This is a genomic window from Edaphobacter flagellatus (genome assembly GCF_025264665.1).
Classification (GTDB): Bacteria; Acidobacteriota; Terriglobia; order Terriglobales; family Acidobacteriaceae; genus Edaphobacter; species Edaphobacter flagellatus.
The window spans coordinates 1,434,817-1,453,936 of sequence record NZ_CP073697.1; the positions used below are offsets into that span (position 1 = coordinate 1,434,817).

Below are 19,120 nucleotides of genomic sequence, written 5' to 3' on the forward strand. Positions count from 1 at the left end.
CGAAAGGCTGGTTAACGGCTATTTTTCCACCTCGGACGAAATACAATAGAGAGCGGAGAACCCCAAACAATCTATGGCTTATCCTGCGAATTACAAGTACACGAAGGAACACGAGTGGATCAGCGTCGACGGCACTAAAGGCACGGTCGGCATCACGGATTACGCACAGAACTCGCTGGGCGATATCGTCTTTGTCGACCTGCCGAAGGTGGGCGCTGAGGTGAAGGCCGGAGAGATCTTCGGTTCGGTGGAGTCGGTGAAGGCGGTCTCGGACCTGTACTCGCCAGTGACGGGCACGGTGACGGAGATCAACGAGGCCCTGAAGGACGCTCCTGAAAAAATCAACGCCGACGCCAATACGACATGGCTGATCAAGGTGGATGTGACGAACGCATCGGAGCTGGATACGTTGCTGGCAGCTGCCGACTACGAAAAGTTCATCGCAGAAGAGACCGGACACTAAACGATGCGTTATTTGCCGAAGTCCCCTGCGGACCGTAAGGAGATGCTTGCCGAGATTGGCGTAGCGTCGATCGACGACCTGTTCGCAACCATTCCTGCGGAGTACCAGTTCAAGCGCGATCTCGCGATTCCCCGCCAGCATGGCGAGTCGGAGATCATCGACCGGTTTCGCGAGTTTGCCAATCAGAATGCGACGGGCTATGCGAGCTTTCTGGGTGCGGGCGTGTACAAACACTATCGCCCGGTGATGATCGATACGGTTGTCTCACGCGGCGAGTTTTTGACCAGCTATACGCCCTATCAGCCGGAGATTGCGCAGGGTACGCTGCAGGCGATGTTCGAGTTCCAGACGATGATCTGCGAGCTGACCGGCATGGAGATTGCGAACGCGTCGATGTATGACGGCTCGACGGGTGCGGCTGAGGCGATCATGATGGCGGTGCGTGTAACGGGCCGTGACGGCGCAGTGATTGCGCGCACGGTCCACCCGGAGTATCGCGAGGTCGTCGCGACATATGCGCAGCACCAGGAGATTCCGCTTACCGAGGTCGGTTATACCGAGAACGGACGCGTGGATTTAGCTGCTCTCGATGCTGCGATTACGAGCGATACGGCCTGCGTGCTGATCCAGTCGCCGAACTTCTTCGGCACGATTGAAGACGTTGCCGCGATTGCGGATATTGCACACAAGAAGGGCGCGCTGCTGATCGTTTCGATTGCCGAGGCTGTTTCGCTGGGCATCGTAAAGCCGCCTGCCGAGGCCGATATCGTCTCGCTGGAGGCGCAGAGCTTTGGCGTGGCTCCAAGCTATGGCGGGCCATTCTGCGGTGTCATTGCGTGCAAAGAGAAGTTCCTGCGGCAGATGCCGGGACGCATCGTGGGCGAGACGAAGGACATGGACGGCAAGCGCGGTTTCGTGTTGACGCTCTCCACACGCGAGCAGCACATCCGCCGCGAGAAGGCGACCTCGAACATCTGTACCAATCAGGCGCTTGTCGCGATGATGACGACCGTCTTCCTGACGGTGTATGGCAAAGAAGGCCTGAAGGAGCTTGCCGTACAGAACCTGGCCAAGGCGAAGTATGCTGCCGACACGCTGGGCAGGAAGAGCAAGGTACTGTTCCACAGGGCACCACGGTTCCATGAGTTTGTGCTCGATCTCGGGAAGGATGCGGAGAGGGTCAACGCTTCTCTTCTCGAAAAGAAGATTATTGGCGGCCTGCCGCTGGCGAAGTGGTATCCGGAACTTGGGCCAAACGCAAGCCTTTGGTGCGCAACCGAGCTGACGACGAAAACACAGATTGACGCAGCGGCCGAGGCGCTGAAGTAGGCATGAAGACACCAGCAATGAAAGGATTTGTGACTGGTGCGGTAGTTGGGCTTTTATTGATCGCATTTTTTGTTATTCGTAGCGTTGATTCGACTAATTTGCTCCTGCTGTTATGGCCCACATCTATCGTGGGCTTTGGATATAACGGGGGCAATCCAGTCTTGGGCTTCGTCATTGGATCAATCGAAATACTAGGGCAGATGGTGATCTATGGCGGCCTTGGAGCTTTGATAGGACAAGTTGTAAGTATGGCAACGCACAGAAAGTAAGGTATGGACGTCTCAGAGATCATCGGCGAGGAGTTGAATGCGGTTGAGTTTGTGCAGGATTATCTGCAACTCCGCTTCGATACACCCACGCTGACGCTGTATGCGTGGCCGCACATTTTGTTGAGCGATGGTTCGATTGCCTACGGAGAGCCGGAGTATCGCAATGCGCTGTGTGCGTTGATTGGTGAGAAGGTCGAGGACGCGACGCTTGAAGAAGGCGACTCGCTGACGGTGAAGTTCGAGAACGATACGGTCGTTGCGCTGTCGTTGCGGGAAGAAGATCTGGATGGGCCGCAGGCTGGGGCGTTCTCCGCCACTGGGTCGACGGCAGATCAGGAAGAGTTTTGAGGAATGCGGATGAGTGATTCGAAGTTTGTCGGAACACCGAAGAAGGTAACGACGCATGTCAACCAGAACGAAGATCTGATCTTCGAGAAGTCTTCTCCGGGCAAGAAGGGCTATCGTCTGGCGGAGCTGGATGTTCCTGCGGTCGATGCGGCCGCGCTGCTGGGTGATGCGGCTCGCGCTGATCTGGGTGTGATGCCGGAGCTGAGCGAGATTGAGATCATCCGTCACTTCACGCGGCTTTCGACATGGAACTACGCCATCGATCTGGGCATGTATCCGCTGGGAAGCTGCACGATGAAGTACAACCCGCGCGTGAACGAACTGGTCTCTCGCCTGGAAGGTATCGCCGAGGCGCATCCCTATCAGCCAGAATCGTTGTCGCAAGGTGCTCTGGGCATCATGAAGCTGCTGAGTGACTGCCTGGTCGAGATTACCGGCATGGACACGATCACGCTGCAGCCCGCTGCTGGTGCGCACGGTGAGTTTACGGGCATCCTGCTGGCGCGCGCGTATCACGAGGCACACGGCAATCCGCGCAAAAAGATCCTGATTCCGGACTCGGCCCACGGCACCAACCCTGCAACTGCTGCTGTATGCGGATACCAGGTGGCCAATTTGAAGTCGAATGCTCAGGGCATGGTGGACATCGCAGAGCTGGAGCGCATGGTCGATGAAGACACCGCCGCGTTGATGCTCACCAATCCTTCAACGATTGGCGTGTTCGAGAGCGATATCCACAAGATTGCCGACATTCTTCATGCCAAGGGTGCGCTGCTGTACATGGACGGCGCGAACATGAATGCGCTGGTCGGCAAGACACGGCCGGGCGATTTCGGCGTGGACGTGATGCACCTGAACCTGCACAAGACCTTCTCGACACCGCACGGAGGCGGCGGCCCAGGATCGGGTCCTGTGGCCTGCAAAAAGATTCTGGAGCCGTTCCTGCCGAAGCCTGTGGTCGTGACGAAGGCCGACGGCACGCTGGGGCTGGACTACGACCGTCCGCAGTCGATTGGGCGGGTACGTATGTTCTATGGCAACTTCGGCATGTTCGTGCGAGCGCTTGCCTATATTCTCGCGAACGGCCCGGATGGCCTGCGACAGACGACGGAAGACGCCGTGCTGAATGCGAACTACATTCGCGCGAAGCTTGAGGATACGTTCGAGCTGCAGTACAAGACGCGGTCGCTGCACGAGGTAGTCTTCTCGGACAAGCGGCAGGCGAAGAATGGCGTGAAGACGGGCGACATGGGCAAGCGACTGATCGACTATGGCTTCCATGCTTACACGGTGTCGTTCCCAATGGTGGTGCAGGGCGCGATGATGATTGAGCCGACGGAGAGCGAGAGCCGCGAGGAGCTTGATCTGCTGATCGACGCCCTGAAACAGATCGCCAGGGAGGCGGAAGAGAATCCCGAGGTGGTGACGTCCTCTCCGCATACGACGCGGCTTCGAAGACTGGACGAGACAGCGGCCGCACGCAAGCCCGTGCTGCGCTGGAAGCCGGTACAGAACGAAACGAAGGAGTCTGACGCGCTGACTCCGGACACCGCCGCGAAGGAGTGGTAGTGGACCGCTTCCGCTACCTGGGTGATGATCGCCACGCCGAGCTCGAGAAGTACGAGTTCATGATGGGTGAGGCGCGCGGTCGTCTGGCAGCCACGATGGATTGCCTCACGGATGCCCTCATCCTCGTCGGACAACACGGCGTGTACTGCACGAGCAACCGGAACCCGCAGGTTCCGGCGCTCGACTTGCAGGCTGTGATGATGAATCTGAATGGAGCGAAGGAGCTTATCTCCGCAGTGATGGAAAAGCTTCGTGAGGAACGTAACGCTCGTCAGGCTACTTCTGACAATCAGCCGCCGCAGTAGCTTACTGCGCCGTAATCTTCACCGACTCGTCCGTGTTCTCCCACTTGATGTGCATCTCGGTAGAGTTGCCTTTGGTGTTCTCAAACGTGATGGACATCTTCTCCTGTGGCGATGCCAGTGTCGAAGACTTCATCGGGATGTGTGCGAGATCCTGCTCCTGGTGATACTCAAGCCCCCACTGACCGGTCTGCTTGTTGAGGATCAACACCCACTGCTGTTCTCCGGGAAGCGTGAAGAGTGTGTATGTGCCTGCGGGAATGGAAGCATCTCCGATCTTCAGCGCAGTATTGGTGGTGAAGCTGGTGGCATCATTGGCTCCCGTGCGCCATACCTTGCCGTAAGGCACAAGTGCGCCCACGATCTTACGTCCACGCATGGAAGGGGCGCCGTATTTGACAGTAATCGACTTGCCCTGAAGCGAGACGGTAGCTGTCTCCGCCGGGCTGGGAGCCGCTTTGCCAGATTGAGCAACGCCTGATGCAGCCAGAAGCACGGTACAGGCAAGTGAAGCGATAGAGCGGAAAAGCATGATCTTGTCTCTCTTTCTCGGACTGAGTTGGACGAGCTTCCGTCCCCTTCGATGCTGAATCGTAACCACAAGACCTGTCAATCACGAGCCGCCGTGCTAGGCTTAAAGTACATAAGGAACGCGCCCGTAGCTCAGCTGGATAGAGCGGCAGCCTCCGAAGCTGTAGGTCAGAAGTTCGAATCTTCTCGGGCGCACCATCTTCCACAAAGTTTGGCTCAAAGAAAGAGAGGCTCCAAAACAGGAGCCTCTCTTTCTTTTTACTTCTTCTTTAGAAGAAGAGTTTAGCAACCATTTGCAACTGACGTGGGCCGTATAGGGTGTTGTTCGTACCCGATGGAGCACCAAATGCGGCAGCACCTGTCCCTGTAAATGGTGTAATGCAACCCTGCAATGCAGCACCGGCAGGACCAGGTGTCTGCGTTGCGGCCTGGCATGAGCCCGTGTTGACAGTGCTATACGACGAGTAGGACGAGTTCACAGCGGTAATAATCCGGTGATTCAGCAGATTGAATGCTTCGGCTGTGAACTGCAGCTTCAGCGACTCGTGGATCGGAATATCCCGCGAGACGCGGAAGTCGAAGTTGTTGAAGCCCGGTCCAATGATGCTGTTGCGTCCGATCTGTGGTGGCCTTCCGGTTGTTGCCGATCCAGAGCTCGAGCTCATCGCTCCACCATAGATATTACCGGCAGCACCAAGGGTCCCATTGCTGGCCGAGATGCCGTTGTAGACAGTTCCAGTCATGCTCGCAACAATAGGCTGACCGGCGGAGGCAGTCTCCGTCCCGGCAAAAGTAAAGCCATCGACAAGAAGCTTGCCCCACTTGTTGTTTTCAAAAAGCTTTGGATTGTAGACAAAGCTTCCAATAAAGCGGTTTCGAACATCGATGTCGGAAAGACCGTTTTCCGCACGGACATTGTTGGGGTCGAGCACAGGATTGCCGCCGTAAAAGGTGCCGAAGGCTCCCTGCACCTGATCGGTATCGGTTGCACGCGACCAGGTGTAATTCACCAGCACCTCAAGCCCATTTGCGAATGGCCTGCGAAGAGAGACCGCCATGGAGTTGTACCACGTATTGGCGACGCTGAATCCTGTGTTGTAAGACTGCAGACGCTGATCGCGACGGTCTGTCGAGAGGTAGACGGGCACGGTAAGCTGCTTTACCAGCGTACCGCTGGAATCAAGCACGTTATACGTACGAGCTCCATGCGGCGTCTGTCCGATCAGATTGGCATCGAGGAAGACAGGGAGACGCAGACCGCGTGTTCCGACATAGCCAACCGACAACGACATCTTGCCAGGAAGCGCCTGTTCGACACTGAGTTCTGCTTCGTGCGCCAGCGGCGGCACAAAATTGGGATCCAGACCGTGGAAGCTTTGGGTTCCCTTGACCTGCGGTCCACCCACTGCAGGAACGGTGCCACCCGTTGGTGTAAGCGCGCCTGAAAGTGCTGGTCCCGTGGGCTGGAAAGGAAGGAACGGGAATGCAAGCGTTGAGGCCGTTGATGGCAGGGTTTTGCAATTCGAGGTTGCGTTGCCGGAAGTTGGTCCGCATCCTCCATAGTTGTAGTTCACCTGAACGACGCCGTTCTCTACGCGCATGGCGTAATACGTCGATCCCTGGTTGAGGCCGGAGAAGAGACCATATCCCGCGCGAACAACTGTTCCCTCATACGGCTGCCAGCTGACTGCAACACGGGGTTGTACGCGATTCAACACGTTCTTGATGGTCGAAGAGTAGTACGTCGACAGAGGAGCATAGTTCGTGTTGTTTTGGACTGGCGGAGGAGTAAGCTGCACGTCGTAGCGCACGCCTGCCGTCAGCGTAACGTTCTGTCGGATCTTCCAGGCATCTTCAGCAAAGCCATCGAACATCTTCATCCAGAAATCGTCTTTACCCTGAGTGCCGGGGGCAGTGTTGAGCTGGTCGATCGTCTGAACAAAAGTGTTGTAGTGATAACCGGCATAAGGATCGGTGTTGCCTGTCTGACCGGCAAACACATCCTGCGCCCAGGACTGGAAGTTCTGCGCAGCCGTCGATCCGCCGTAGCTGTAGATACCGCCACCCTGGAAGAGGTTGATCATCACCTCATGCACAATGTTTACGTCCCCGCCGAACTTCAGCGAGTGGTGCCCAATGGTGGTCGAGAAGACGTCCGTAATCTGCGTACGATGCTCATCTGGCTCTGCGACGCGCGGCAGCGCATTAGGCATACCGTAGGTGAAGACTCCCATTCCAACACTCGGCCCGGGGCCGTTGGATCCTGCTGTCTCCAGATCGCGACCGTACTGAAAGTGAACCTGGTTCACGGAGCGCCCTGAAACCTGGGTAGTCAGTCCTGCGATCAGGAAGCGTTCGTGATAGCTTGTAGGCCCGTTCGTCGACGGCGAACTATTGGAGAAGGTTGGGTTGTTGGAATACCCATACGCCGAATCGAAATTAGCAAAGTTGTAGTTGACGAACGCATCGTTACGCGAGTTGATGTGCCAATCGATGCGCGGGAAGAAGAGATTCGATTTGGCGAAACGCGTAGGTGCGCCGAATGCATTGCCCAGGATGAAGTTGATTGCGTTTGTGCACTGCGTAGAGGTAATGGTCGTAGGGCACTGCGTCGGCGAAATGATCGTGCCGGTGTTCTTGGGATCTGCCGTCGGTGTAAGAGTAACGGTATTGCTGTTGTAGTAAAGCGCCTTGCCAACACGGCGGAAGCCGTCATACGTGAAGAAGAAGAACAGGCGGTCCTTGATGATCGGGCCGCCGACGGAGCCTCCAAACTGTTGCTGCTGGTGGATGGGCTGGGTCAACAGAAAAGCTGCGGCCTGCTGGTTTGCAGTATTAAACTTCGCCGACCATTTGGTCTGCGGATCCAGAGCATTCAGCGAAGGGTACCGGAGATAGTAAAAAAGATCGCCATGAAACTGGTTCGTACCAGACTTCGTGATCGCGTTTACCTGGCCGCCAACCGCTTGTCCAAACTCGACCGAGTAGTTGGAGGTCTCCGCCTGGAACTCTTTGATGGAATCCAGCGAATAGACATAGGGTGCTCCCGAGGAACGGCCGCGTGCCTCAGAGAAGAGCATCTGGTTGTTGTTGGCACCGTCCACGTAGTTCTGGTTGTAGAGACCCGAGATTCCGCGGAAGCTCACCAGCCCCGTGCCACCGTCCTGAACTACATTTGGAGTGAGCAGAACGAAGTTGCTCCAGTTACGTCCATTCACTGGAAGGTTGGATATCAGCTGCTGACTTACAGTCTGCGAGACCTCGGTCTTTTCCGTATCCAGAATCGGCATCTCGCTCGAAACCGTGATTTCGCTCGACGCGGAGGCTGCCGGCAATGCCGCATCGATGGTCATTGTCTGGCCGACTGTCAGGACCAGTCCCTTCCTGTTCACCTTGCCGTACGTTCCGCCGCCCGCAACGACTTCATAATGGCCGGGCTGGAGGAAGTTCGCAACGTAGTTGCCGCTTCCGTCTGTCGTCACCGTACGCTTTACGCCCGTATCCGTATTCGTAATCAGCACTGAGGCATTCGGCACAACTGCCCCGGAGGTATCCGTGACTGTTCCCGTAATATTGCCGACGCCGGAGGTCTGTGCATGACCGAGTGTGAAGGCTGAAATGACGAAGAGAAGAAAGACGATCGCAGGAAGGCGCCGAAGCGCTGAAGGGTAGTTCATATTCTGTACTGGCTCCTGAAAACGGCACCGATCTAAAAGACGGTGTGTGAAATAACTGAGTCCGCTGCAATTCTGCTGTGTTGTCTGCCGAAGCTGCGGGTTCAGATCCTTATAGAACTGGAAACTTGTAGTACTTCTACACTCAGTCCTTTAGGTCCCCTCAGTCAAGAAAAAATATGTCAAACGTTGGTAAACATACAGGAATTTGTGCACTTTAGCGGTTAATGGAGCGTCTTGGGGATGACCGCATACTGAATCAGAATCTCAAAAGGCACGATCGCGAGGGTCGCCTCGTGGGTCGCCTCCAGGACCACGGGGCACCCCGCTCCGGCCTGCTGCACCTGCAGCCACCGGGCGGCGCAAACACACCAGCGGTCGCCCGGCTTCAGCCCGGCAAAGCCGAACTGCGGCATCGGCGTGCTCAGGTCGTTGCCCAGTTCCTTCGACACCCGCAGAAACTCCGCATCCACGATGCAGCAGACCGTATGAACGCCTGGATCGTTCGGCCCTGTCTCGCAGCAGCCCGTCCTGTAAAAGCCGGTCATCGGCTCGCAGCCACAGATATCCAACGGCTGTCCCAGGACGTTTCTGCCACGGGCCTTAACGGGTTCCATCAACGGTTCAAGCTCTGCCATTGTTCTCTGTTCGTCTCTTCCGGTTCCCGGGCAAACCACCGCAGGAAGCAATTTACGTGCCGTATGGCCACAGTATGCCACTTTGTCAGCATCGCGAACAGGGATCGGGGCCGTGTACCCTGAACTGGTGCCCGATTTGAAGAAACTACGCATAGGAATCATCGGCTGCGGCAAAATAGCCGACGGACACGCCGATGTGCTGAAATATCTCGACGGAGCCGAGCTCGCCGCCGTCTGCGACCGCGAACCCCTACTGGCCGAGCAGCTTGCCGTCCGCTATGGCGTGCCCGCCTGGTACGGCGACACCGCCCAGATGCTCGAGCGCGAGCGCCTCGACGTCGTCCACATCACCACGCCTCCCGGCGTCCATCTTGCCCTCACACGGCAGTGCGTCGAGGCCGGAGCACACGTCTTCCTCGAAAAGCCCCTTGCCCTCACCTCGCCGGAATCGAAGCAATTGATCGACACCGTCGTCGCCGCCGGACGCCAGATGAGCATCAACTATTGGCCCAACTTCGATCCTCCCGCCATGCAGTTCAAACAGATGCTCGCCTCCGGCCAGCTTGGCGATCCCGTCCATATCGAAGCCTTCATCGGCTACGACCTCGCCGGAGCCTACGGGCAGGCCCTCATGAGCGACCCCACCCACTGGGTCCACCGCCTTCCCGGCAAGCTCTTCCACAACATGATGGACCACATCTTTAACCGCATCGTGCCGCTCTTCCCCGATGTCGAGCCCGAGGTCCACGCCTTCGCCTACAAGCGGCGGCCCGGCGTGCGCAACGACGCGACCGACGCCATGCTCGATGAGCTGCGCGTCTTCCTTCGTGGAGGCGCCGTTTCCGCCTACGGCAGTCTCTGCTCCCACGCCCGCCCCGTCTCCAACACGCTCAAAGTTTATGGAACGAAAGCGACCGTCGAGGTCGACTTCAACAATCGCACCGTCGTCTCCTCTGCCTCGCAGAAGTACCCCAGTGCCGTTGGACGTCTCGTGCCTCCGCTGCAGATGGCGAACCGCTATTTCGGGGAAGCGAAGAAAAATATCGGCCAGTTTCGCCGCGCCGAGTTCCACTTCTTCGCAGGCATGTCCAAACTTCTCGAACTCTTCTACGACAGCATCCGCACGGGAGGAGCTCCGCCTATTCCGTACTCCGAGATTCTGCGCGTCGCCCAGGTCATGGATCGCGTCATCGAGCAGGTCTACCCAGCCGCCATCGAGGAGACCGCACGATGAAGATCCTCATCACTGGAGCTGGTGGATTCCTCGGCAAGGCCATCGTCGAACGCCTCCTCGCGCATGGCCAGTACGACCTGCGATGCATGCTGCGCGATCCTGCAAAGTCGGCTGCCCTTCAACAGATCGCAACGCATTATCCCGAAGCCCGCGTCGAATTCGTCTCGGTCAACCTGCGCAACGCGGGCGAGATCAGCCGCGCTCTTGCGGGCTGCGACCTTATCATCCACGCCGCTGCAGCACTCAAAGGCTCACCGGCAGAGATGTTTCTGGACTCGGTCGTCGCCTCACGCAATCTGCTCGAGGCCATCGCCAACGAGGTTCGCCCCCTGCGCGTCGTCCTCGTAAGCTCCTTCGGAGCGATGGGTGTCGCGGAATTGCCACGCGGAGCCATGGTCGACGAGAGCGTCCCGCTCGAACGCCACCCCGAACAGCGCGACGTCTACTCGCACACCAAGCTTCGCCAGGAGCTGCTCTTCTGGGAGTACCGCGACAAGTACGGCTTCCAGCTCGTCGTCTTGCGCCCCGGTGTCATCTACGGCCCCGGCAGTGGCCACTTCTCCAACCGCGTCGGCCTCAATCTCTTCGGACGCTTCCTCCACCTCGGAGGCAAGAACCTGCTCCCGCTCACCTACGTCGATAACTGTGCTGAAGCCATCGTTGTGGCTGCGCTCTACGACGGTGCCGACGGACAGGTCTACAACGTCGTCGACGACGATCTCGTCACCTCAAGCCAGTACCTCTCCCTCTACAAGAGCAAGGTCAAGCGCCTGAAGTCTGTGCCCGTCCCGTACGCCGCCCTGATGTGGGGATCGAAGATGGTCGAGCGCTATCACCAAAAGTCGAAGGGCCAGCTTCCTGCGATCTTCACGCCTTACAAGACGCGCGCCATGTGGGGAGGCAATCAGTTCAGCAACGCCAGGCTGAAGAGCATCGGCTGGCGGCCCATCCTCTCCACCCGCGAAGCGCTTGAACGCACCTTCGCCGCCTTCCGCGCCGAACCGGGGAAGGCAAAATAGGCTGCCAAAATCTGTCAAGCCCTGCAAAATCGCAACTCTCTCATTCCCAAATAGATAGACTGATAAAAAGTTGCCGATTAGTTTCCTTCCCTTTGCTAAGCTTTAACTCAGGGTAGAAAAAGCCCCGGCCATCAGGTCGGGGCTAACTCGTTTGGAATCTATATTTTTAGGGTTATCTTCCCTGCTTTGAAGAATTTAGCCTGTGCAAATCCCATAGAACGCTGAAAATAAATGACTTACTAAAACAGAGCCGGGGGGGGGAGGGGTCAGGGCCTCCGCAAGGCATCTCCACCCTGTTTCGAGGCTAGAGATGCTCGAGCACCGACTGGATCCGATCGCAGGCCCACAGCAGGTCTTCGCGTTCAATCGTAAGCGGCGGAGCAAGGCGAACGACATTGTCGTGCGTCTCCTTACAGAGCAATCCTTGCTGCATCAGCGCTTCACAGACAGGACGCGCCGGACCGTTCAACTCAATAGCCACCCAAAGTCCCTTGCCGCGAATCTCCCGAATGTGCGGACTGCGAATCTGCTGGAGGCGCTCCATCAGCACCTTGCCCATCTCCTCGGAGCGTTCTGTCAGCTTCTCCTCGATAAGCACTCGCAAAGCGGCTCGCGCAATGGCACAAGCCATCGGATTGCCACCGAATGTGCTGCCATGTTCGCCCGGATGGAGTACGCCGAGAACCTCTTGCGATGAGATGACCGCCGAAACCGGATAGAAACCACCGGCAAGCGCCTTGCCGACGATAACAACATCCGGCTTTACGTTCTCGTGCTGGCAGGCGAAGAGCTTGCCCGTGCGGCCGAGTCCGGATTGAATCTCATCCGCCATCAGCAGAACATTGTTCTGCTTGCAAATTGCCGCAACATCGGCAAGATACCCTGCAGGCGGCACAATAACACCTGCTTCGCCTTGAATCGGCTCAAACAGGAAAGCAGCCGTGTTCGGCGTAATAGCGTCACGCAGCGTCGCCGCATCGCCAAACGGGATGATCTTGAAGCCAGGAGTAAATGGGCCGAAGCCATCACGGTACTGCGGCTCGGTCGAGAAGCCGACGATGGAGATTGTGCGGCCATGAAAATTATTGGCGCAGACAATGATCTCGGCCTTTCCTTCCGGAATGCCCTTGATCTTGTAGCCCCATTTGCGAGCCACCTTCAACGCGGATTCGACCGCCTCAGCACCCGAGTTCATCGGCAATACCATCTCATGCCCTGCAAGCTCGGCCAGCTCTTTGCAGAACAGAGGAAGCTGATCGTTACGGAAGGCGCGCGACGTCAGCGTGACGCGATGCGCTTGCTCCTGCATGGCAGCAAGAATGCGCGGATGGCAGTGTCCCTGGTTGACAGCAGAGTACGCAGCGAGAAAGTCGAGATAACGGCGGCCCTCCACGTCGTAGAGCCAGACACCTTCGCCACGCTCAATCACAACATCCAAAGGCTTGTAGTTGTGTGCGCCGTACTTCCCCTCAAGCGCGATAAGTCGCGAGGTGGCCGTGCTTTGCGTAAGATCTTCCCTTGTCTCGTTATGCAGAACTGAACTAGCCATTTTGACCGCCTGAGCCTGTAGAAAAGTGATCGGGGAAATGTTGCTTTAACGCCATTATTTCACGGCGTTGAATAAAGCCGCGAATCGCGCAAGGTTATGCACGGCGATGTATAGGCAAAAACGAGAAGCGCAGCAAACGCTGCGCTTCTCGTGTATAGGCGATGCATAGATATACGTTATTTCGAGGTTAGAGCTAACTGTTGCTGGTATTCCTCGTACGGACCTTTATGGTCGGTGATGTGGAAGTTGTCCGGACCGCCTTCGAAGTGCCAGATGCGCGTGCCGACCTCGTCGATCAGATCTTCATCGTGCGTCACCAGAAAGACTGTTCCCTCATACTTCTGCAAGGCCTGATTGAGAGCATTGATGCTTTCAAGGTCGAGATGGTTCGTCGGTTCGTCGAAGACCAGGATGTTCGGCTTCTGCAGCATAATCTTGCAGAAGAGCAGGCGTGCAGCCTCTCCTCCTGAGAGAGCTTCGGTCTTCTTCATGCCTTCTTCACCACGGAAAAGCATCTGGCCAAGAATGCCGCGGATGTCTTCCTTGGTCGCCTTGGGATCGAAGGTGTGCAACCACTCCGCAGCTGTTGTGCCCTTGGGAATCGAGGCTGCGTGATCCTGGGCGAAGTAGCCGATCTGGGCTTCATGCCCCCACTTGACGGTACCGGAGTCAATCGCGGAAGCCTCGGATTCATCGAGTCCGGCATTCGCGAGCAGGGCCTTCAGGAGCGTGGTCTTCCCCTGCCCGTTGCGGCCCATCAGGATGACCTTATCGCCGCGCAGCACGGCGGCGGAGAAGTTGTTGATAACGTGCTCCACCTTGCCGTTGGGCTGCGTGTAGGACTTATTGACGTTCTCAAACTCCAGCACATGCTTGCCCGACGGACGCAGCATGTCGAAGCGAAGGTACGGGCGCTGGATGTTGGAGCGGGCAAGCTCGGTCGTCTGGAGGCGCTCGACTTCCTTCTTACGCGAGTTCACCTGCGAGCTTCGTGTACCGGCGGAGAAGCGGGCGATGAATTCGTTCAACTGAGCAATCTTCTTCTCGCGCTGCTCGTTTTGCGATTCGATACGCGAACGAATCTGCGTCTTCTGCAACACCATGTCGTCGTAGCCGCCGGTGTAGGTAATGATCGTTTCGTAATCGATGTCCGCGATATGCGTACACACCGAGTTAAGAAAGTGGCGATCATGCGAGATGGTGATGACCGTACCGTTGTAGCGGTTGAGGAAGTTCTCAAGCCAGTGAATCGAATCGAGGTCGAGATAGTTCGTAGGCTCGTCGAGAAGCAGAGCTTCGGGGTTGCCGAAGAGCGCCTGAGCCAGCAGAATGCGGACCTTCTGGCCTCCCTGGAGCTCGCTCATCTTGCGCTCGTGTAACTCATCGGGGATGTCGAGCCCTTGCAACAGCACGGCAGCGTTCGATTCGGCTTCGTAGCCGTCCTCGTCGCCGACGATGCCCTCAAGCTCGCCGAGGCGTGAGCCGTCCTCGTCGGTCAGCTCGGGTTTTTCGTAGATGCGCTCACGCTCTTCGAGAGCAGCCCAGAGAGCCTTGTTCCCCATGATGACGGTATCGATGACGCGATAGGCGTCGAACTCATACTGGTTCTGCTTAAGGACACCGATCTTCTTCGGCCGGACGACGGTTCCCTTCTGGGCGTCGATTTCGCCGGTAAGCACCTTCATGAAGGTCGATTTGCCGGCCCCATTGGGACCTGTGAGACCGTAACGACGCCCGGAGGTAAACGTAACCGAGACGTCCTCGAACAATAGCTTTGCGCCATAGCGCATGGTGACATTTGAAACGGAGATCATTGTTATCTATTTTCTCATGCGGGTGGCAATCGATATGAGAAAACAGGGCTAAATCAGCGGTTCAGCGGCTCGCTGAGAGATTTTGGATGGCTTTCCGAGTAAGTCAATGGATTGGAGGGTAGCAGAGGAGGAGCTGAAGCTATTCCCAGAAAGCGCTCCAACCTGTAACGAATGGCATCGGTCCGAAATTCCGTAAAGAACGCTAGCGCATAGGCATAGATCAGAACACAGATAAGTACTACTATGGCCGTAGCGATATGGCGAGCAGAAGGGGACCAACGCGTGTCTCCCGCAAGCAACGACAAAATGACGACCAGGAAGGGAACGTGTACGGCGTAAAGGGTATAAGAGAATCTCGCCAGTTCACGCGAGATTCGAACACGTAGATTCTGTGGTTCGAAGCGTTCCTTTGCCGAAAGAAGCACCCATAGCAGGATGAAGGTAAAAATTCCCAGAAGATAATCATTTATGAAGCCCGGCAAGGAACGCCACCGGCTCATCGCAAAGAAAACCAGCGCATAAATAACAACGGACATGAGGCGAATCATGCCTGCGTTTTTAGGTGTGAATGATGGAGGCTTCAACCTGAACAAAGCAGCCCCCAGAAGCCATATGGGGAAAGCCATCAAAATTCCTCCCCACACCAACCACGCGATCAATAAAAAGAGAACTGCACAGATGAGACGATGGGCAGCTTTGGCCCGAGGCAGGAAAGTAACGACCGCAAGCGGAAAGAGAATGTAATACCAGAATTCGTTAGCTAAGCTCCACAAGGGGCCATCTGAGCCAAAGACCGGGACAAAGATGCTCTGCAAGAAAAATAGATTCCCCAGGAAAATATGGGGGCCAAGCAGAGAGCGAACATCCGACAGGATATGGTTTGGCACTTGCCCTGCGTAAAGGGCAGGCCCGTGTCCGAGATAAATTCCGAGCTTATCCCAAAGGAGACAAAGGAACAGAGCCGGAATTAAAACAGTTCATAGGCGGACGAAACGGCGTAAAAGATAGCCGGACCACTCCCACCGATCTTGTTCAATCGCTCGGAATACCGTCCCACCAATAAAGTAGCCGCTAAGTACGAAGAAAAGAATGACAGACTGATGTCCTGCACCAGTGAGGATGTAAGGAACAAAAAGCAGAGCTCTATGTACTGTCAGTTCACTAAAGTCTAAAAAAAATAAATTACGCCAATGTCCAATAAGGACAAAGATCGCTGCCAAACCGCGCAATAAGTCGAAATGAACAGAAGTCCATTGATCGGAGAACCGAGCGGCCTTCTGGCTAATTGCCAAACTCATGACAGCATTTCCTTTTGCCGAATTCACGTTATCAGAATGGACATTCATATCCACTACGACTGCCCGATGAGTACTCCTGCGGCAAAGACCAGTCCTCCGCCAACGATGACCTGCAGGCAGGAGAGTGCGAAGCTTGTTTTAAAGTAGCGATGACGGATCATCGCAATGACAATCAGCTCGATGCCGACCACCACATACGCGAGCGTGAGTGCATGATGCACATTGGAGATAAGAAACGGCAGCGTGTGCAGAAAACCGCCAATAAAGGTCATCACGCCAGTTACAAGACCGCGAAAGACCGGGTTGCCACGACCGGTAAGCGAGCCATCGTCGGAAAGCCCTTCCGAAAAGGCCATCGAGATGCCGGCGCCGACCGCTGTTGCCAGGCCAATCAACAGCACCGTATGGGAGTTATGCGTCGCAAAAGCTGTTGCAAAAATCGGTGCAAGCGTCGAGACGGAACCATCCATCAGGCCAGCAAGGCCAGGCTGGACGATACGCAGAACAAAATTCCTGTCTTCGTCGATGAGCTTATCGATCTCTTTCAGCTTTGGGTCATCTGCAGGCATAGCTGGTCTCCAGAAGAAGAATAAAGGAGATCGACGCACCCCACGCTCCGCATTGGGCTGGTTGGCCCGCAGCGGTAACGGGAGCGATGAGTAGCTAGCTAGTTGCCGCGCTTGCCGCGGCTGGGGCGCCTGCCTGAATTTCCACCACGCGCATGCGATGCATTGCGGTCGGGGTGAGCATTGCCGTGGGTCTGCTGTCCCTGCGGACGCTTGCCACGGCTTTGGCCCTTTCGACGGCCGCGGAAACTTGGACGACCGTTTCCACCACTATCCGACGGCGATTCCGCATCGTTTCGCCAGGAGCGCGTCTCCAGCGCGAGCAGTGCCGCCAGCGGGTCGGCCGCTGCGCCATCCTTTACGGGAGTAGAGTGGATCGAGTTGAGATCGAGGGGCTTGTTGCGCTCCTCCTTCTCAAGATTCTTATCGGCTTCGCGCCAGTCGAACTTTACCTTCAACTCGCGCTCAAGCTTGCGGAGCTCGTGCTTCTCCTGCGGCATCACGAAGGTTGTCGCGACGCCTTTCGCACCTGCGCGGCCTGTGCGGCCGATGCGGTGAACGAAATCGTCGCTCGCATTGGGCAAGTCATAGTTGACGACATGCGCAATGTCGGAGATGTCGATGCCACGCGCTGCAACGTCCGTCGCAACGAGCACACGATGCTTGCCTGTCGCAAAGCCCTTGAGAGCTGCCGTGCGTTGCGACTGCGAGCGGTCACCGTGAATCGCATTTGAATCGTGGCCAAGCTTCTGGAGCTTCCGCGAAATGCGATCCGCGCCATGCTTGGTACGTGAGAAGACGAGGAATGTTCCCTGCTCTTCGTCCAGCATCTGATTCAGCAGACCGAGCTTCTGGTCCTGCATCACGACATAGGCACGCAACTCGACGCGATCGGATGGCTTCGAAGTCGTACCGATCTCGATGCGGACCGGGTTCTTTACATAGTCGCGAACAATCTCCTGAATATTGGCATCGAGCGTAGCCGAATAGCACATCGTCTGACGCGTACGCGGAATGGCTGTCACGATACGGCGGATGGCAGGAAGAAAGCCCATGTCCAGCATGCGGTCGACCTCGTCGAGCACAAACATATCGACGCGCGAAAGATCGATCTCGCGGCGACGAAGAAAATCTTCAAGGCGTCCAGGCGTCGCAACGACGAGGCGGGGACCACGATCGAGATTCTCAAACTGAGTATTCTCAGAGAGTCCGCCGCAAACGAGTGCTGCATCGTGTTTTGAACCGGGCATCAGCTTCCAGTAGGCCTCGAGCACCTGCATTGCCAGCTCTCGCGTCGGCAAAAGGATGAGGGCGCGAATAGGATTGCGCTTGGCCTTGGTGCTGGGAACTGAGGTTGCATCCAGACGCTCGAGAATTGGCACAAGGAAGCTGAGCGTCTTGCCGGTTCCGGTCGAAGCCGTTGCGAGGATGTCGGCGCCTTCGAGTGCGGGTGGAACGGCCCCGGCCTGCACAGGGGTTGGGTGAAGAAAACCGGCGTTGGTCAGGCGACTCTTCAGTGAGTCCGAGATATTGAAATCAGTAAAACGCCCGGTTGAGGTGGTTTGGTTCTGTGGCAGTTCCTGAGGAACTGCGGGTTGTTCAAGAGTTGCTGTATTCAAGAAAAATCCTTTGGTGTATGTCGATCCTTATCGACCCATAAACGAATGCAGAGGCGGTCTCAGGGACCGTCAATCCTGGATTCAGCATTAGCTTTCGTGTCGATTCGAAAGTGCTGCTGCACGGCGAGGCACCATCCGATGACGGGCCTCCAGCCAGAGCAACCAACGTAAGCTTCCACAGTTCATGGTGGAAAGACAAGCGGTGGGAGAGGGGCAATCGCAGTCTCTGGCCAAAACTTCCATATTCCGGAGTCTTCACCTGCGAAGCCTTGCGAAAAGCCAAGTTCTCACTTAACGCACTTACAGTCTATCATGGGCCTCTTCTATGCCTCCTAGAAGCCGATCAGCCCAGCAGAAAAGGGCACCTGATCAGGTGCCCTTTCCTATCTGCTTCGCGAAGTCGACGAACGACTAAATGTGACAGCTCACCATGCCGCGCTTTTCGAGATAGCGCTGGTGATACTCCTCCGCCTTCCAGAAAGCCAGCGCAGGTTCGACCTGCGTGGCGATAGGATCGCGATACATACCTGAGGCATTCAGCTCTGCGATCTTGATCTTCGCTGCACGAAACTGTTCATCGTTGTGCGTGAAGATGACGCTGCGATACTGCGTTCCCCAATCCGGCCCCTGTCGATTGACCTGGGTAGGATCATGCAGCGCGAAGAACGCATCCAACAGCGCATCGTAGCTAAGTCTAGAGTTGTCGAAGGTTACCTGTACGACCTCAGCGTGGCCCGTGCGGTCGGTACAGACGTCTTTATAAGTCGGATGTTCGAGTTTCCCACCCTCGTATCCTACTGTTGTGTCGATGACTCCTGTCACCTCGTTGAATCTAACTTCCACACCCCAAAAGCACCCTGCTCCAAATGTTGCTCTTTCGATTGCCACTGCTACTCCT

General features: G+C 56.4%; 16 protein-coding genes, 1 tRNA gene and 1 pseudogene. 9 read left to right on the plus strand and 9 right to left on the minus strand.

Annotated elements, in window-relative coordinates; all coding sequences use genetic code 11:
* Positions 1-73: 73 nt before the first annotated feature.
* From gcvH to KFE13_RS06075, 6 genes are read left to right on the plus strand one after another with little or no spacing between them, the layout of a single operon-like run.
* Complete coding sequence (gcvH, locus tag KFE13_RS06050) at positions 74-463, plus strand: glycine cleavage system protein GcvH (RefSeq protein WP_260706268.1); 390 nt, start codon at positions 74-76, stop codon at positions 461-463.
* A gap of 3 nt (positions 464-466) precedes the next feature.
* Complete coding sequence (gcvPA, locus tag KFE13_RS06055) at positions 467-1,792, plus strand: aminomethyl-transferring glycine dehydrogenase subunit GcvPA (protein ID WP_260706269.1); 1,326 nt, start codon at positions 467-469, stop codon at positions 1,790-1,792.
* Positions 1,793-1,794: 2 nt separating this feature from the next.
* Positions 1,795-2,061: a hypothetical protein gene (locus tag KFE13_RS06060; RefSeq protein WP_260706270.1), complete on the plus strand. Its 267-nt coding sequence runs from the start codon at positions 1,795-1,797 to the stop codon at positions 2,059-2,061.
* A gap of 3 nt (positions 2,062-2,064) precedes the next feature.
* Positions 2,065-2,409: a hypothetical protein gene (locus KFE13_RS06065; RefSeq protein WP_260706271.1), complete on the plus strand. Its 345-nt coding sequence runs from the start codon at positions 2,065-2,067 to the stop codon at positions 2,407-2,409.
* 9 nt (positions 2,410-2,418) lie between these two features.
* The gene (gene gcvPB, locus KFE13_RS06070) at positions 2,419-3,978 is read left to right on the plus strand and encodes an aminomethyl-transferring glycine dehydrogenase subunit GcvPB (protein WP_260706272.1); all 1,560 of its coding nucleotides are present in this window, start codon (positions 2,419-2,421) and stop codon (positions 3,976-3,978) included.
* A complete protein-coding gene (locus KFE13_RS06075) occupies positions 3,978-4,283 on the plus strand; it encodes a hypothetical protein (RefSeq protein ID WP_260706273.1) in 306 nt (101 codons plus the stop codon). The genes gcvPB and KFE13_RS06075 overlap by 1 nt, the downstream gene beginning before the upstream one ends.
* Before the next feature lies 1 nt (position 4,284).
* On the opposite strand, the gene KFE13_RS06080 is transcribed toward KFE13_RS06075, so the two are convergent.
* A complete protein-coding gene (locus tag KFE13_RS06080; protein WP_260706274.1) occupies positions 4,285-4,812 on the minus strand; it encodes a DUF2911 domain-containing protein in 528 nt (175 codons plus the stop codon).
* Between the two features lie 120 nt (positions 4,813-4,932).
* On the opposite strand from KFE13_RS06080, the gene KFE13_RS06085 reads away from it, so the two are divergent.
* Positions 4,933-5,009: transfer RNA gene (locus KFE13_RS06085), tRNA-Arg, on the plus strand.
* Positions 5,010-5,080: 71 nt separating this feature from the next.
* On the opposite strand, the gene KFE13_RS06090 is transcribed toward KFE13_RS06085, so the two are convergent.
* A complete protein-coding gene (locus tag KFE13_RS06090; RefSeq protein ID WP_260706275.1) occupies positions 5,081-8,488 on the minus strand; it encodes a TonB-dependent receptor in 3,408 nt (1,135 codons plus the stop codon).
* Positions 8,489-8,709: 221 nt separating this feature from the next.
* The gene (locus tag KFE13_RS06095; protein ID WP_260706276.1) at positions 8,710-9,123 is read right to left on the minus strand and encodes a DUF2237 family protein; all 414 of its coding nucleotides are present in this window, start codon (positions 9,121-9,123) and stop codon (positions 8,710-8,712) included.
* Between the two features lie 136 nt (positions 9,124-9,259).
* On the opposite strand from KFE13_RS06095, the gene KFE13_RS06100 reads away from it, so the two are divergent.
* Both KFE13_RS06100 and KFE13_RS06105 read left to right on the plus strand, forming a co-directional pair.
* On the plus strand, positions 9,260-10,357 hold the full coding sequence (locus KFE13_RS06100) for a Gfo/Idh/MocA family protein (RefSeq protein ID WP_260706277.1): 1,098 nt from the start codon (positions 9,260-9,262) through the stop codon (positions 10,355-10,357).
* Positions 10,354-11,376: an NAD-dependent epimerase/dehydratase family protein gene (locus tag KFE13_RS06105; RefSeq protein ID WP_260706278.1), complete on the plus strand. Its 1,023-nt coding sequence runs from the start codon at positions 10,354-10,356 to the stop codon at positions 11,374-11,376. Before KFE13_RS06100 ends, KFE13_RS06105 begins: the two co-directional genes overlap by 4 nt.
* A gap of 304 nt (positions 11,377-11,680) precedes the next feature.
* Here the strand turns inward: KFE13_RS06105 and rocD are convergent, their stop codons facing one another.
* From rocD to msrA, 6 genes and pseudogenes are all read right to left on the minus strand, one after another.
* Positions 11,681-12,925, minus strand: coding sequence for an ornithine--oxo-acid transaminase (rocD, locus tag KFE13_RS06110; protein ID WP_260706279.1), 1,245 nt, complete (start codon positions 12,923-12,925; stop codon positions 11,681-11,683).
* A gap of 176 nt (positions 12,926-13,101) precedes the next feature.
* Positions 13,102-14,739: an ABC-F family ATP-binding cassette domain-containing protein gene (locus KFE13_RS06115; protein ID WP_260706280.1), complete on the minus strand. Its 1,638-nt coding sequence runs from the start codon at positions 14,737-14,739 to the stop codon at positions 13,102-13,104.
* A 53-nt stretch (positions 14,740-14,792) separates the two neighbouring features.
* Positions 14,793-16,085: pseudogene (locus tag KFE13_RS06120) on the minus strand (acyltransferase family protein).
* 5 nt (positions 16,086-16,090) lie between these two features.
* A complete protein-coding gene (locus tag KFE13_RS06125; protein ID WP_260706281.1) occupies positions 16,091-16,606 on the minus strand; it encodes a VIT1/CCC1 transporter family protein in 516 nt (171 codons plus the stop codon).
* Between the two features lie 98 nt (positions 16,607-16,704).
* Positions 16,705-18,222: a DEAD/DEAH box helicase gene (locus KFE13_RS06130; protein ID WP_260706282.1), complete on the minus strand. Its 1,518-nt coding sequence runs from the start codon at positions 18,220-18,222 to the stop codon at positions 16,705-16,707.
* A 411-nt stretch (positions 18,223-18,633) separates the two neighbouring features.
* A complete protein-coding gene (gene msrA / locus KFE13_RS06135) occupies positions 18,634-19,110 on the minus strand; it encodes a peptide-methionine (S)-S-oxide reductase MsrA (protein ID WP_260706283.1) in 477 nt (158 codons plus the stop codon).
* Positions 19,111-19,120 lie beyond the last annotated feature (10 nt).